At 37.2% G+C, this 15,017-nt stretch carries 16 protein-coding genes, 2 tRNA genes and 1 pseudogene; 14 read left to right on the forward strand and 5 right to left on the reverse strand.

All coding sequences use genetic code 11. The features are described 5' to 3' along the window. Positions 1 to 50: 50 nt before the first annotated feature. Positions 51 to 665, reverse strand: coding sequence for a sugar O-acetyltransferase (locus LMC10_RS06370; protein ID WP_229269258.1), 615 nt, complete (start codon positions 663 to 665; stop codon positions 51 to 53). A 180-nt stretch (positions 666 to 845) separates the two neighbouring features. On the opposite strand from LMC10_RS06370, the gene LMC10_RS06375 reads away from it, so the two are divergent. Together LMC10_RS06375 and LMC10_RS06380 are read left to right on the forward strand one after the other, a co-directional pair. Continuing rightward, positions 846 to 2,204, forward strand: a complete 1,359-nt coding sequence (locus LMC10_RS06375; RefSeq protein WP_229269259.1) for a glucose-6-phosphate isomerase — start codon at positions 846 to 848, stop codon at positions 2,202 to 2,204. A gap of 80 nt (positions 2,205 to 2,284) precedes the next feature. Continuing rightward, entirely contained in the window at positions 2,285 to 2,491 is a 207-nt protein-coding gene (locus LMC10_RS06380; protein WP_035151787.1) for a hypothetical protein, read from the forward strand. 203 nt (positions 2,492 to 2,694) lie between these two features. On the opposite strand, the gene LMC10_RS06385 is transcribed toward LMC10_RS06380, so the two are convergent. Then, a complete protein-coding gene (locus tag LMC10_RS06385; RefSeq protein WP_229269260.1) occupies positions 2,695 to 2,994 on the reverse strand; it encodes a hypothetical protein in 300 nt (99 codons plus the stop codon). A 137-nt stretch (positions 2,995 to 3,131) separates the two neighbouring features. Here LMC10_RS06385 and LMC10_RS06390 point away from each other — a divergent pair. After that, positions 3,132 to 3,329: pseudogene (locus LMC10_RS06390) on the forward strand (FGGY family carbohydrate kinase); the annotation flags it as partial. A 64-nt stretch (positions 3,330 to 3,393) separates the two neighbouring features. Here LMC10_RS06390 and LMC10_RS06395 read toward each other — a convergent pair. Beyond that, positions 3,394 to 4,233, reverse strand: a complete 840-nt coding sequence (locus tag LMC10_RS06395; RefSeq protein WP_019251320.1) for a DNA-binding domain-containing protein — start codon at positions 4,231 to 4,233, stop codon at positions 3,394 to 3,396. 253 nt (positions 4,234 to 4,486) lie between these two features. Between LMC10_RS06395 and argF the strand changes: the two genes are divergently transcribed. Further along, the gene (gene argF, locus LMC10_RS06400) at positions 4,487 to 5,494 is read left to right on the forward strand and encodes an ornithine carbamoyltransferase (RefSeq protein ID WP_003670402.1); all 1,008 of its coding nucleotides are present in this window, start codon (positions 4,487 to 4,489) and stop codon (positions 5,492 to 5,494) included. A gap of 16 nt (positions 5,495 to 5,510) precedes the next feature. Next, on the forward strand, positions 5,511 to 6,443 hold the full coding sequence (arcC, locus tag LMC10_RS06405; protein WP_153702677.1) for a carbamate kinase: 933 nt from the start codon (positions 5,511 to 5,513) through the stop codon (positions 6,441 to 6,443). 137 nt (positions 6,444 to 6,580) lie between these two features. On the opposite strand, the gene LMC10_RS06410 is transcribed toward arcC, so the two are convergent. Beyond that, the gene (locus tag LMC10_RS06410) at positions 6,581 to 7,495 is read right to left on the reverse strand and encodes a DMT family transporter (RefSeq protein ID WP_228341837.1); all 915 of its coding nucleotides are present in this window, start codon (positions 7,493 to 7,495) and stop codon (positions 6,581 to 6,583) included. Positions 7,496 to 7,578: 83 nt separating this feature from the next. After that, positions 7,579 to 8,160: a matrixin family metalloprotease gene (locus LMC10_RS06415; protein WP_228341836.1), complete on the reverse strand. Its 582-nt coding sequence runs from the start codon at positions 8,158 to 8,160 to the stop codon at positions 7,579 to 7,581. A gap of 266 nt (positions 8,161 to 8,426) precedes the next feature. On the opposite strand from LMC10_RS06415, the gene LMC10_RS06420 reads away from it, so the two are divergent. The 9 genes from LMC10_RS06420 to LMC10_RS06460 all read left to right on the forward strand — a co-directional run bounded on the left by LMC10_RS06420 (position 8,427) and on the right by LMC10_RS06460 (position 14,948). Beyond that, positions 8,427 to 8,804 (forward strand): cupredoxin domain-containing protein, encoded by a 378-nt coding sequence (locus LMC10_RS06420; protein ID WP_134907007.1) that lies wholly within the window; start codon positions 8,427 to 8,429, stop codon positions 8,802 to 8,804. After that, positions 8,804 to 9,091, forward strand: coding sequence for a cupredoxin domain-containing protein (locus tag LMC10_RS06425; RefSeq protein ID WP_003667520.1), 288 nt, complete (start codon positions 8,804 to 8,806; stop codon positions 9,089 to 9,091). The genes LMC10_RS06420 and LMC10_RS06425 overlap by 1 nt, the downstream gene beginning before the upstream one ends. Beyond that, complete coding sequence (locus tag LMC10_RS06430; protein WP_229269262.1) at positions 9,091 to 11,028, forward strand: copper-translocating P-type ATPase; 1,938 nt, start codon at positions 9,091 to 9,093, stop codon at positions 11,026 to 11,028. Before LMC10_RS06425 ends, LMC10_RS06430 begins: the two co-directional genes overlap by 1 nt. 117 nt (positions 11,029 to 11,145) lie before the next feature. After that, complete coding sequence (locus LMC10_RS06435; protein ID WP_229269263.1) at positions 11,146 to 11,622, forward strand: DUF7679 family protein; 477 nt, start codon at positions 11,146 to 11,148, stop codon at positions 11,620 to 11,622. A 64-nt stretch (positions 11,623 to 11,686) separates the two neighbouring features. Further along, positions 11,687 to 11,759, forward strand: a tRNA-Gln gene (locus LMC10_RS06440). Positions 11,760 to 11,850: 91 nt separating this feature from the next. Further along, positions 11,851 to 12,180 (forward strand): hypothetical protein, encoded by a 330-nt coding sequence (locus LMC10_RS06445; RefSeq protein WP_229269264.1) that lies wholly within the window; start codon positions 11,851 to 11,853, stop codon positions 12,178 to 12,180. A gap of 61 nt (positions 12,181 to 12,241) precedes the next feature. Beyond that, the gene (locus LMC10_RS06450; RefSeq protein WP_229269265.1) at positions 12,242 to 13,798 is read left to right on the forward strand and encodes a cation:proton antiporter; all 1,557 of its coding nucleotides are present in this window, start codon (positions 12,242 to 12,244) and stop codon (positions 13,796 to 13,798) included. Between the two features lie 62 nt (positions 13,799 to 13,860). Continuing rightward, a tRNA-Glu gene (locus LMC10_RS06455) sits at positions 13,861 to 13,933 on the forward strand. A gap of 145 nt (positions 13,934 to 14,078) precedes the next feature. After that, complete coding sequence (locus LMC10_RS06460) at positions 14,079 to 14,948, forward strand: hypothetical protein (protein ID WP_229269266.1); 870 nt, start codon at positions 14,079 to 14,081, stop codon at positions 14,946 to 14,948. Positions 14,949 to 15,017: the final 69 nt, after the last annotated feature.

The following is a 15,017-nucleotide window of genomic DNA, read 5'->3' on the forward strand; positions in this document are numbered from 1 at the left end:
AAGACCTTCATCGGATTTTGATGAAGGTCTTTTAATATCGAAATTATTATTTAATAAGGAAAATTTTCCAAGCGATCTTTTTCAGTAATAGGACGAATCACTTTGCCTGGAACCCCAAGGACAAGAGAGTTATCAGGAATATCTTTAGTAACGACTGTACCTGCTCCGATAACGCAACCATTACCGATTGTTACGCCCGGACAAACTGTTACATTGCTTGCAAGCCAACAGTTATCGCCAATTGTAACTGGTTTGCCATATTCAACGTCATCGAACTGACCGTCTGCTTGTTGACGAATATTACGCTGCTGATACATGAGAGGATGCATGGCTGTAATGATCGAGACGTTTGGACCGCACATTACATTATCTCCAATAGTAACAGGACATGTATCTAAAATGGTAAAGTTAAAATTAGCATAGAAATTCTTACCTATTTTAGTAAAACGACCATAGTCAATATGAATAGGTCCTTGAAGATATGTTCCATCAGCATGCTGAGGAAATAGGCGATCAATAATCATTCCTCGTTCAACAGTATCTTCATCAGTTGTTAAGTTATAGTCACGACAAAAACGATGAGCAAGGTGAGAAAACTTATTGAGTTCCGGTGTCCCAGGACGATAAGGCTTCCCAGCTAACATATTTTCAGTATTTTTATCCATGAATAATTATTCCCTTCAATTTATGTAAGCGGATACGCTGTGCGTTTCCAGTATGCCTAATTAACCTTAGATTGTCAATTTTCATTAATGAGAAAAATTTGCTAGTTCTGATTGAAACAGACTTCATTATCCGCTATCATTTAAATGTCTAAAAAATAAAAATAGAAAGAAGCTATTGGAATGACACACATTAAATTTGACAGTAGCGCATTAAAGCAATTTGTTCATGAAAATGAACTTGGTGAAATGCAAGCAATGGTTAACGCCGCTAATGATGAATTACGGAATGGGACTGGTGCTGGCGCCGACTTCCGTGATTGGCTCCATTTACCAACCGAATATGATAAAGAAGAATTTGCCCGTATTAAGAAGGCCGCTGATAAGATTCAACGTGATTCAGATGTCTTAGTTGTTATTGGAATTGGTGGTTCTTATCTTGGTGCCCAAATGGCAATCGACTTCTTACACAACACTTTCTATCAAGCTCAAAAGGCAAAAGACCGGAAAGCTCCATTGGTAGTCTTTGCTGGTAACTCCCTGAGTTCAACCTATGTTCATGACTTGATCCAATTAATTGGTGATAAAGACTTTTCCATCAATGTTGTTTCAAAGTCAGGAACAACTACTGAACCATCAATTGCCTTCCGAATCTTTAAGGACCTTTTAATTAAGAAGTATGGGGAAAATGAAGCTAATAAGCGGATTTACGCTACTACTGATAAGGCTAAGGGTGCCTTAAAGACTGAAGCAGATGCTCATGGCTATGAAACCTTTGTTATTCCTGATGGGGTTGGAGGACGTTACTCAGTTCTTTCTGCTGTAGGTCTTTTGCCAATTGCTGCTTCTGGTGCGGACATTGATAAACTGATGGAAGGGGCTGCACAAGCGGAAAAGGATTATGTTGATCCTGATCTAACCAAGAACAAAGCCTACCAATACGCTGCTTACCGGAACATTCTTTATCGTAAGGGCTATGAAACAGAATTACTCGAAAACTACGAGCCTAACATGCGGATGTTTGCGGAATGGTGGAAACAATTAGCTGGGGAATCAGAAGGAAAAGATCAAAAGGGAATTTATCCTTCTTCAGCTAACTTCACAACCGACCTTCACTCACTTGGTCAATACATCCAAGAAGGTCGCCGTTTCTTAATGGAAACCGTTGTTAAGCTCGATAAGCCAAATTATGACATGGAAATTCCAACAGAACCAGATAATCTTGATGGTTTAGGCTACTTGGAAGGTAAGACAATGGATTATGTTAACACCAAGGCTTATGAAGCGGTAGTTGCTGCTCATACTGATGGTGGAGTACCAGTGATGACTGTTCATATCCCACAAGAAGACGAATATACTTTAGGTTACCTTATTTACTTCTTTGAGGTTGCGATGGGAATTTCAGGTTACTTAAACGGTATTAATCCATTTAACCAACCGGGTGTTGAAGCTTATAAGACTAATATGTTCGGATTGCTTGGTAAGCCAGGATATGAAGAGATCGGCAAAGAATTACGAGCTAAGATGGATAAAAACGATTAGGATAAATTAATTAAATATAATTTAAGAAGGGAATAGCTGTTACGACATAGCTATTCTTTCCTTTTATCTGGAGTATTTTTATGAAAAAAGAAGAATTAATTGAACATCGGGATCGGGTAAAAGATCATTTAGTAGTATGGATTGTTTTAACAATTTGTCTGCAAATATTAACTGTTTTTCATATCTTAGCGTTCTTAAAATATGTGGTATGGCTTTCTGCTGCTTATAGTATTTTACTAATTATCTTGTGGTGTTATTTAGAATTTAAGCTCCTACATTTAAAATAATTTAATAAAAGGAGTGGGACTATAAACTTGCTTCGAGTTTTTAGTCCCACCCCTGCAAGGATGGCTACGACGCGAAGCAGCCTATTGGGGCATTATGGACGTTGATTTATCAACGTTCATAATCCAGCCATCTACTGCGTTTTGGCAGTTTACACTTTAAAATAGTAAAGAGGTTGGATTATTTTCCCAGCCTCTCTTTCCTATTAAATAAGACCAAAACGATTTCTTACAGCTGTATTAATACAGTTTGCTAATTTCTCTTTAACCTTTTTATTTATATCTAAATTATCGGTATTATCTTTAAGATAGGCATTAATTATGATTGAAGCCATTACATGTTTAGGAACAGAAAATATTTTAATATCCATGTATTTAGGGTTTTCAGCGGGAATATCTTCAAAAGTGAGAACAATATCCTTACCATTAACACTAATTGTTGTTTTCCCGCCCTTCCCAACTGTGTAGTCAAGTTCGTTAGGGGTACAATTTTTATATGCAATCATAATGGTTATCCCTTCTTATTATTAATATTATTGTTAGTATAACATAATTTAAGTTATAATCGATGATTGTAAATTGTGAAGAGAAGAATGGTAAGATAATTGAAAATAAAATTGGTTAAGAAGGGAATGAAATTATAATGAACGAATATGTAATTGGGGTTGACCTAGATACAAGTGCAGTCAAGGTTTCAGCGATGGACCGTGATGGCAAGATTGTTGCGCAACAAAGCTATGGCTATGCTCTCCATCAGCCTCATCCTGGCTACGGCGAACAAGATCCGCGAGATTGGCTTTATGGAACAACGATTGCAATTGATCGATTAATTTTAAAAGAACTTAGATAATGTAAATAACGGAGAAAGCAACCGTCTTAAGGTCATTTTCTCCGTTATTTTATTGTTAATTTATTTCTTGAATCAATCCATTAAAGAAGTGTTTTAGTGACACTTGCCCACCATTAGTACGCTCTCCTTTGAGAAATGAAATTTCATTGTGGACATTTTTATATTCATATAAGTTATTCGCATATTCCAAAATAATGTCGTTTTCTGGATAATCCATACACATATGTGCGAGATTATTAAGACCAGTTTTTATATCGCGTCGAATCCGTTGGAAAATTATCTTTTTGCCATGCTCATCACATTGGAAAAATTCTTCAAAGTTAACCTCATCAAAACTAATTTCCCGTTCAATCATCGTATTAATAAGTTTGTTAATTGCAGGAGCGCCATTTCCAGCTGTAATCCCGAGAAAACGTAAGATGGACTGAGCGTTTTCTTTTTTCTTGTTTTTCCCGCTAATCGTAACTGTATTATTATTCGTCGCAGCACCACTTACAAGGTCCAAAACTTGAAGAAGACGGTTAGACATATTAATATTTTGCGCTGCTAGTTTAATAACTGACTTAACTTCTGCAATGTTTAGTGGTTTTTCAATAAAAAAATCAATCCCATGTTGATATGCACTTGTTTTGACAGAAGGCAGAATTGCTTGAGCAGTCATAATGAAGTGTGGATAATGATGACTGTCCTGAATTTTTTGAATAAGTTGAACTCCATCCATTGCTGGCATTGCATAATCGATAAACATGATATCAATTCCTAGGCGCATTGCATCATCATAGGCCTGTTGCGGGTTAGAAGTTGTTCCGACGACAGTATTATTGAAATCATTTTCAATAATATTGGATAATAAATGAATAATTTTACTATCATTATCTAAAATATAAAAATTCATGTATTTTCACCGATTTCTTGATGTTGTTTGAAGTATTTTGAAACACTATTTAATTTTACTCTTTGTGAAGATAATAGACAATAGAGTTGCTATTTTACAAATGTGTAGCTGTTTCCGCTTACATCATTGTGAATAAAGAGATTGTTGCAAAAAAAACGCTGAATTTTTTCTATTATTTATGGAATCTTTTTGAAGCATTATGAAACTTTAGCCTATTATAGTACTTGTATTAAGACCTTAGGAGGAAATAAAAATGGCTTTTAATTTACGTAATCGTAGTTTCTTAACTCTTGCAGATTTTAACACTCGGGAAATGGAATACATGCTTGATCTTGCTGAAGATTTAAAGAAGGCAAAATATGCTGGTTATGAAGGCAAGAATCTTGAAGGTAAGAACATTGCTTTAATTTTTGAAAAGAGTTCTACTCGTACTCGTTGTTCTTTTGAAGTTGGTGCTAAGGATGAAGGTGCTCATGTAACTTACCTTGGCCCATCAGGTTCACACATCGGTCACAAGGAATCTGTTAAGGATACTGCACGAGTTCTTGGTGGAATGTTTGATGGTATCGAATACCGTGGATTCTCACAACGCAATGTTGAAATTTTAGCTAAGTACTCTGGTGTACCAGTTTGGAATGGTTTAACTGACGAAGACCACCCAACACAAGTACTTGCTGACTTCTTAACCGCTCACGAAGTATTGAAGAAGCCTTACAAGGACATCAAGTTTGCCTTTGTAGGTGACGGTCAAGACAATGTTTCAAATGCATTGATGCTTGGTGCCGCTGTAATGGGGATGGAATACCACGTTGTTACTCCTAAGGAATTGGAACCAACTAAGGAAACTCTAGATAAGGCTAATGAAATTGCTGCCAAGACTGGTGCTAAGATTGTTGTTACTAATGACATCAAAGAAGGTGTCAAAGGTATGGACGTAATCTATGCTGATGTTTGGGTATCAATGGGTGAATCTGATGATATGTGGGAAAAGCGGATCAACCTTCTTAAGCCTTACCAAGTAACAATGGATGTTATGAAGGCTACTGAAAACCCTAATGTTCTCTTTGAACACTGTCTTCCTGCATTCCACAACCTCGACACTGAAGTTGGTAAGGAAATTGAAAAGAAGTTTGGCTTAAAGGAAATGGAAGTTACTGACGAAGTATTCGAAAGTGAACATTCAGTTGTCTTCCGTGAAGCCGAAAACCGGATGCACACTATCAAGGCTGTAATGGTTGCAACTTTGGGTGAACAAAACTAATTAGGAGGCATTTGCCATGGCTAAAGTAGTAGTTGCTTTAGGGGGAAATGCATTAGGCAAATCACCTGAAGAACAATTAAAGTTAGTAAAGAATACTGCTTCCTCATTAATTGGGTTAATTGCTGCAGGAAATCAAGTAGTTATTAGTCACGGTAATGGTCCACAAGTGGGTGCCATTAATTTAGGGATGAATTTTGCTGCTGAACACGGCAAGACTGCTGCTTTTCCTTTCCCAGAATGTGGTGCAATGAGTCAAGGTTATATTGGCTATCATTTACAACAAAGTTTAGAAAATGAATTACACCACCGTTGGATGAATAAGAGTGTGGCAACAATTGTAACGCAAATTGCAGTTGACCCTAATGATCCTGCTTTTGAAAATCCATCAAAGCCAGTTGGTGACTTCTACACTAAAGAACAAGCTGATGAAATCGCCAAAGAAAAGGGCTACACTTTTAAAGAAGATGCGGGACGTGGATATCGTCAAGTCGTTCCTTCTCCACTACCAATGAAGATTATGGAGCTTGATAGCATTAAAACATTGATTGACGCTGATAAGCTTGTTATTGCCGGTGGTGGTGGTGGTGTACCTGTAATCATCACTGATAAAGGACTTGAAGGAGTTCCAGCGGTTATTGATAAGGACCGTTCAAGTGCATTGTTAGCCGACAAGATCGATGCTGATAAGTTGATTATTTTAACTGCCGTTGATCATGTTTATGTTAACTATGGTAAGCCAGATGAAAAAGCTCTTAAGACATTAAACGTTGCAGAAGCTCAGAAATACATGAAGGAAGGACAATTTGCTGCTGGTAGTATGCTACCTAAGATTGAAGCATGTCTTTCATTTGTTGAAGGTCATCCAGAACGAGAAGCATTAATTACTTCATTAGATGGTCTTGATGATGCTCTTGCCGGTAAAGTCGGGACAGTTATTCGTGATAACTAAAAAGAAGAGGGAGCGAGACAGAAGGCACTTGTGACTTTGTTTTTCGACGCGAAGCTAGTTCCACGTTATCTTTCTATTGTTCATAAAAGTAGTTGAGGCTGAGAGAAAACAAAAGTTTTCTCCCAGCCTCGCTTTTTTTAGTTACTCTTTAACTTTTTCTGTGGAATACGAATATTAATCGCAAGTACTGCAACAATAACTAAAATCGACCCAAGAATATCTGCACCCGTCATTTGTAAATGAAAAATCAGGACTGAACCGATTGTTGCTGATAAAGGTTCGAATGCATCCATTAAACTAAATGTAGTTGCATCGATATATTTTAATGAATTATTAGCTAGCTGAAAGGGAATTAAGGTCCCAATTACTAGAATACCTAACACATATAACCAAACTGAGGGAATGTTGGGGATATGAGGCTGACTAGGGTGAATAAGCACTAAGGTTAATCCAGCAAATAGTAGCCCCCATCCTGTAATAATTAATGAGGGAACCCGACCTTCGCGAAGCATATTTTGTGGAATTAAGGTATTCGTTGCAACACCAATTGCAGAAATTAATCCCCATATTAAAACACTAAGCGTCATTGCTAAATGGTTAAATCGACCATGAGTTGCGATAATAAAAACACCTAAAAAGGCGATAATTGCACTAATAATTTCAATTCGTCGTGGTGGCAGGTGTCGAAATACAGCTTGATAAGCAATGATAAAAAAGGGCCCGATAAATTGAAGAATAGTTGCGATCGAAGCATTCCCATATTGGACAGCCATAAAGTAAGCGTACTGAACCGGAACTAACCCAAAAACACCATATGCAAAGATAATCCATGCAGAGTGAAGGTCCTTAAAAATTTGAAAGGGATGCTCGCCACGAATTTGACTTAATAAGACTAAAATAATTCCAGCTGAAACCATTCGAACCTGCGTTAACCACATCGATGTAATCGAACTACTAACATTAAAAAGGGCCTTTGCAAAAAGCCCTGAAATACCCCAAAAGGTACAGGCAGTAATAATCATCGCCGTACCTAAAACTTTTTTATTTGACATAAAAATACTCTTTCCAATTAGATTTGCTATTTTATTTTACCATACCAATTCTATGAAAAGTGAGCTCGACCTTTTAATTATGACTACCTGTTGGAATTATCTTCAGCAATGATTGGTTGTGGAGTTCGTGAATATAAAGCCTTTACAGCCTGTATATCCCGTGATTGAATGGGATAATATGATCCAGCTGGCTGCATCACAGAAATCTTGTTCGTGTGCTGTAGACCAATTGCATGCCCTAATTCGTGTTCAGCAGTATTTACGATTCGTTCTTGTGAGTATCCAAAGGCAGGATTCAATAGGTAGTAAGAATTTAGTTCTACTGTTGCGTGCAGATAATATCCGGTTGCGGAATTCATGCTTGTATTGGTAAGCCCCGCTGCCCCATTATTTGGATCATTAACAGCGGAAACACTAATATTTGCATTCTTATCATTAACGACTTTAAATGTGAATGCTTTCGTGTTATTCCATTGGGCAATTGCGGTTTCTGTTGCATTCTTTAATACTGGATTACTGATATTAATATAGATCGTTGCAGTATTTTGTTCCCAGCGTGCATCAGCAGGTGTATCTTGAGTCCCAGTTTGCTGGTCAGCATTTTGTTTAGTTGGGGTTGCAACTTCTTTACCAGTTATTCGGTGTAACCACGATTGAGTAAGCACTTGTGCATTATGAATGCCGATATTAAATTGTTCTTGAAAGGTAGAATTATTTTGATAAAACCAAATGATTCCGCCAAAGAGTAATAAATAAAATAAGGTTAATAAGAAATTAGACTTCTTAATCAGTCACACCCCCTAGTATTCAAATTCTAATTAAAAAAGAGTAAAACGTCCATTATTTAATATTTTTTCTTTATTGTTGACAATTGTAAACTTTAATAGTATGCTGTACCTATAATATGATTACAGTTGTAAACTAAAAGAAGGTGGAAATATTGAGAATTGCCGCTATAGTTATTGCACTGATTTTAATTGCATTTATTGTTTGGTGGTTCTTTGGAAAACATACAGAGTCGGCGGGAAAGTCAACTATTGTTAATGATGAACAAACTGCAACAATTGTCGTTAATGGTGGTTATTCTCCATCAACCGTTATCTTGAAAAAGGGAATTCCGGCTCAAGTTAACTTTGATATGCATGACTCGACGGCTTGTTTATCACATGTAGTATTTGAACAGCTAGGAGTTAATAAGGACTTAACAAAGCAAAAGATTACGACGATTAATATTCCAACAGATAAAGCCCAGACTTTTAATTTTGCTTGTGGGATGGATATGTTTCATGGAAAGGTGATTGTTAAATAATGAGTATTTTTTCAAAAGATCAAACTAAAAAAGTTGTTGTTAATGCAGAAAATCATGGCTACAAACCAGAAACGGTTACTTTCAAACAAGGAAAGCCAGCGCAATTAAAATTTATCCCTTCTGATAACATGGGATGTATGAATGAAGTCGTCTTTAAGGAACTTGGTATTGATGAGAAGTTAGACGGTAAAAAAGAAGTTACTGTTGATATTCCAACTGACAAGCCGGGAACCTATAACTACGCTTGTGGAATGGATATGTTTCATGGAAAGGTTGTTGTAAAGTAATGAAGTTCACAAACATTCAGCGATTTTGGATTTCATTTGTATTATCAATCCCAATGTTAATACAAATGTTTGCGATGCCTTTTCACTGGATGATGCCTGCCTATAATTGGATAGCATTAATTACTACCACTATTATTATGGCAATTTCAGCATTTCCATATTGGAAAAGTGCGATCGCTGCATTTAAGAAACATAGTGCAAATATGAATACCTTGGTCGCCACAGGAACAGCTGTCGCTTATTTTTATAGTATTTTTGCAATGATAACTGATAGGGCGGTTTACTTTGAAAGTGCTGCTTTTGTTACTGTATTTGTTTTGCTGGGGGATGCGATGGAAGAGAAGATGCATAACAATGCTTCCAATGCTCTTGGTAAATTGATGGGCCTTCAAGCAAAAGATGCTGAGGTCTTAAAAGATGGTAAATTTGTCAAAGTACCACTTGATCAAGTCCAAGTTGGTGACCTTATTCGGGTCAAGCCTGGTGAAAAAGTACCCGTCGATGGAACAATTCTAGAAGGGGTAACTTCCTTGGATGAGTCAATGGTTACTGGTGAAAGTATGCCAGTAATGAAAAAAGTTGGCGATACTGTTGTTGGTTCAACAATTAATAATAATGGGACGATTACGTTTAAGGCCACAAAGGTTGGATCCGATACAATGCTCGCCCAAATTGTTGACTTAGTAAAAAAGGCGCAAACCAGTCATGCTCCTATTCAGAACTTAACAGATAAAATTTCAAATATTTTTGTTCCAGCAGTAATGATAGTTGCCATTCTAACCTTTATGATTTGGTATTCCTTTGTTGGTGCAACATTTGTTCAAGCATTATTATTTGCTGTTTCAGTAATTGTGATTGCTTGTCCGTGTGCATTAGGTTTAGCAACCCCAACGGCATTAATGGTTGGAACTGCAAGAAGTGCCAAGATGGGTGTTCTTATTAAGAATGGTGAAGTTCTCCAAGAAGTAAGCAATATTGATACTGTTGTGTTCGATAAAACGGGGACAATTACAGTCGGCAAACCGGTTGTAACCGATATTGTTGGAGATGCTAAAAAAGCATTAACAATAGCTGCTAGTCTTGAGGAATCATCTGAGCACCCGTTAGCATCAGCAATCCTTCAAAAAGCGAAAGATAAAGAAATCTCACCAGTAAAGGTAGAGAAATTTGAAGCAATTGAAGGTAAGGGTGTGCGCGCAAATTATAATGGTCAAGTAGCATTTGTTGGTAGCAATCGGCTTTTGGTTGATGTGAATATTTCCCGGGAAATGGCATCACGTGCTGAAAAATTACAGAACGAAGCTAAAACAGTTGTTTATGTTGGCCTTGATGGGGAAATAATCGGCTTAGTTGCTATTCAAGATGTTCCGAAGCCGAGTTCAAAAGATGCAATTAAGGAGCTAAAGGCGCGTGGATTAATGACTGTGATGTTAACTGGTGATAATAACCGGGTAGCTCAAGCAATCGCTGATGAAGTTGGTATCGATAGAGTAATTGCTGAGGTAATGCCGAATGATAAGGCTCAACAAATTAAGGAACTTCAGGACAAGGGGAAAAAAGTCGCCTTTGTTGGTGATGGAATTAATGATGCTCCTGCGTTATCGACAGCTGATGTTGGAATTGCGATGGGATCCGGAACTGATATTGCAATTGACTCTGGTGGAATTGTCCTCGTTCAAAATGATTTACGAGGAGTTGTGCGAGCACTTGATATTTCTAAGAAGACCTTTAACCGGATTAAATTAAATCTCTTCTGGGCGCTCATTTATAATGTCATTGGTATTCCAATTGCTGCAGGGCTATTTGCATTTATGGGCTTTACTCTTAGTCCGGAGCTTGCCGGTCTAGCAATGGCCTTTAGTTCTGTCTCTGTTGTTAGTTCTTCCTTGTTGCTAAATAGAACTAAGATTGCGGGAGAGAATGTTGTTCAAGCTTAAATAGGATAGTAAGGAGTTAAGGAATATAATTCTTAGCTTCTTTTTTTGTTATATTTTGCACAAAGTAAAAGGATTTTGCGGTAAAATATTAATAAAAGTGATGGAGGAGTATTTAAAATGGCAACAGCATTTTTGGTTCACACTCAACTAAGCTGGGGAAAAACATGTGATTATTTAATTGCTAATGATGTTGAGCCGGGGTTAGTGCATCGTTATGAGACACGAGAAGATTGGCAAGAGGTGATTCTTGATGCATTGATCAATGTTCCCTTAGCGCCATACTTGCCAAGTGGTCAGCCCATTCCGCCAATTGGAACGGCAAAAGTAATAGGGGTAGAAGCAGTTGATCCGGCACAGGTTAAAAAAACTGTGCAACGGACACGAAGCCAATTTATAATGGCAACTATCTGGAAAAAGCAGTCAGCCTTAAAAAACTATAATTTCTTACATCATGATTATGACAAATGGACGCAAAAACAAATTTGGTCCGATGTTGATTATTGGTGTGACTCTAAAAAACATCCCGTTATCGATTTGATTACAAAATGGCGTTGTGTCCGTCAACACCAACGATTACGTGCTGAAGAGAAATGATAAAAAAGAGTTGACTATTAAGCCACTTCCATGTATAGTATATATCGTTGTAAGTTTATTTTATTGGGCATTCGCCAAACTGGTAAGGCAGTGGACTCTGAATCCATAATTTACTGGTTCGAGACCAGTATGCCCAACTTCTAACAAAAGGCCTGCTAGATTAGCTAGCAGGTCTTTTGTTGATAAAAAAGTTATTTGTTATAATTACAGTCAAGTGAGGGGACGAATATGGCTAGTAATTCTGATTCAATTTATTATGTTTTAACAAAACTAAAGCATCATCCAGAGTTAATCAAAAGCATTAAACCACGTTATACTAATACGGTTCTGATTCTTTTTGATGACTCCTTAAAGATAGCCGATGCTTCATTTTATTTTCCTGTTGATCGTTTTATGGTTAATCGTTTGTCAAATGATTTTGTGGCAAAGAATGGCGACCTTCTTGATAGTTATTTTTCAATGACCAATGGAACAAAGAAAAATTACCATGATGTTTGGGCAACGACCTGTCATATTCCAGAAAAGAAAGTATATTTATTAGAATTATCATTTGAATAATGCGATTTAAGCTGCGACAAAAGGTGTCACAGCTTATTTGCTATAAAGGGAGAGTTTTGTAGTGCTTGTTTCAACGATTGTTTTAATGGTAGCGGCAGTTTTAAGTAGTATTATTTCCAGCTTCTTTCCGCACTTCTCAATTAATTATATTAGTATTTTCGTCGGCCTAATTATTGGCTTAGTTCCTTTTTTGAATGGTCGGATTCTTCCTTTCCACACAGAAGTATTTATGTATATAGTAGCTCCACTGATTTATTTTGAGGGGCAATCAACGAGAATTAATCTGATTGGAAAAAGATTGCGACAAATCCTTGAGACGGCTGTTCTTTTAGTAATTGTCGGAACGGTATTTGCAGGTTTTAGTGTATCGCTTTTGGGAATTCCGCTAGCCCTGGCATTTCTGATGGGCGCTTTAAGTACACCAACTGACGCTACTGCAACCGAATCTGTTTCGGAAGGGTTGATTGTCCCTGAAAGACAAGAAAATATTCTAAAAATGGAGTCATTATTTAATGATGCTTCTGGTATTATCCTGGTTACTGCAATGGCACTGTGGGTAAAAAACGGACAGTTCAACTATCAACAAACGTTTTTTGACTTTTTGCGTTCAGCTGGTGGCGGGATAATTATTGGCATTATGGCAGCTCTTGTAATGATCAGTTTTCGTCAATTTTTAGGGCGAATTAACCATGATGCTTATAATGCGCAAATATTATTATTTGTTAGTACGCCATTCTTTATTTACTTTATAGCTGAAGAATTAAAAGTATCTGGGATTATTGCCGTGGTTTGTGCAGGTTTAATGCAGAATAGTGAAAGTATCCGAAGTCGCTTTATAACACCCCGGCAATTTCATAATGGGCTAGTGCTTTTAAGGTTGCTGCGGGAACTCTTAAATAATACCATTTTCGTTATTTTAGGATTATTGGTTGTCAGGATCATTCGCGATGACTTGATTATTGGGAATACAAATTCGCAATGGATTGTGATTGGGATTTTACTTTATATTACTAATCTCCTTGTTCGTTATCTCTATGGACTATTGTCAAAGATGGGTAATAAAGGAAGTATAATTTTTGCTCTTGGGGGAGTCCATGGCGCAGTAACACTTGCCTTAGTATATATGATTATTAACAATGTAAGCTCTGCACAGTTTGATATGATTGTGTTGGCAGAAATGCTTGTTATTATTTTGAGTATGGTGGTGCCTTCAATCGTATTTCGCTTTATTCTTAACCATGATATGTCAAGGAAGGAGGCCGGCAAACAAGTTCAGCGTTTACGGCAAGAAATGGTTAAAGAGGGATTGAAAGCAGTAGAAAAGATATACCTTCCAGAAAACATTAGAGAAAGTGTCGTTTATGATTTGCGGGATCAAAAGAGTGCCAATTCATTCACAGACTTTTGGCATCAATGGGCTAAAGCAAGCCGCTACCCAGAGTTCAATGAGCAGGAAAAGGAACTGGAGCAACGAGCCTTATTATGGGCATTCCGGGCAGAAAGACAGTACCTTGATATGGTATCTCAAAAGGAGAATCGTCGTGACTATCTTTTTGAGCTCTACAACGAAATTCTATTGGCTGAATCAATTTTACTTGACACTGAAAATGAATATTAAATTAATTTGATTTTAAGTTGACGAAAAATTAAAATTAACGTATACTTTTATTTGTACGTTATTGCCCGCTGGTCAAATTGGTTAAGACGTCGCCCTCTCAAGGCGGAGTTACGGGTTCGATCCCCGTGCGGGTGAATATGATTGAGTCTGTTACTCATTTAGTAACAGACTTTTTTATTTATATTACAAATTTAGTAAAAGCGTTAAGAAAAGGTTTAATTGATGCTATGATGGATTTGTGTAAATAGAAAAAGAATAGGATGGATTTGGTGAGTTAATTATGCGAGTAATGAATTTAATGATAGTATTAGCAGTTATTGCGATTATTATTTTAGCTGCTCAATATTTTTCTCAGTTACGGAAAAACCGCAACGGTAATAATTTCGTAAGTGGGGGCCGTGTCTTTTTTAACTGGACATTGGTCGCTGTCTTGGTAATTTGTGTTGGGGGAATAGTTTTTGGTAGCATTCATTCACATCGCCAAGAAGCAAAGCCAGCTCAAACTGATAAGACCGAAAATGTTGAATACGCTGCTTCCGACAGTGATAATTTGGGAAAGGTCTCAGTTCAGTTTGATCGGAAAGTTACTTTAAATGATAATGGAGAAGCAAAAGTTAAGTTTAAGGTTTCTCCACAAACTACTTTGACAATCCGGGGACATAAGAGCAAAGAGATTGTTAAGACGTTTAAAGCAAGTAAGGGCGAATCATTAGTTAACCATACTTATACATTTGATGTAGCTGGCACTTATGATATTATTGCAGAACGCGGTGATCAAAAGGTGACCAAGCAGTTAAAGGTTAAGGGCAACGATAATACCCAAGAAAGTTCATCAAGTAGCAGTTCGGTAAGTTCTAGTTCTTCTTCAGTCGCTTCCTCAGCAAGTAGTAGTACAGTTTCCTCGTCTTCAAGCTCGACTGCTTCCACGGCGCAAAGTAACAGCGAAAGTTCAAACAGCACGACAGCAGCTTCATCGAATAATGGAGGAAGCTCATCAAGAAACTACAATACTTCTCGTCCACGATATAGTAGCAATGGCGGTGGAAATAGGACCTCTGGTAGCAGTACGCCGACTGCTCCTGCGCAAGAACCAAGTACTCCTGCCTATAGTCAAGAAAATAATGGCTATGTTAGCGATGGTCCGCAATAGTAATTTCTATTCGTAATCAAATATCTAATGATAAAAGAATAAACTATTTTTAAAAGAACAAAAGATAAT

Origin of the sequence: Limosilactobacillus reuteri subsp. simiae, assembly GCF_020784875.1 — a bacterium.
Classification (GTDB): domain Bacteria; phylum Bacillota; class Bacilli; order Lactobacillales; family Lactobacillaceae; genus Limosilactobacillus; species Limosilactobacillus reuteri_H.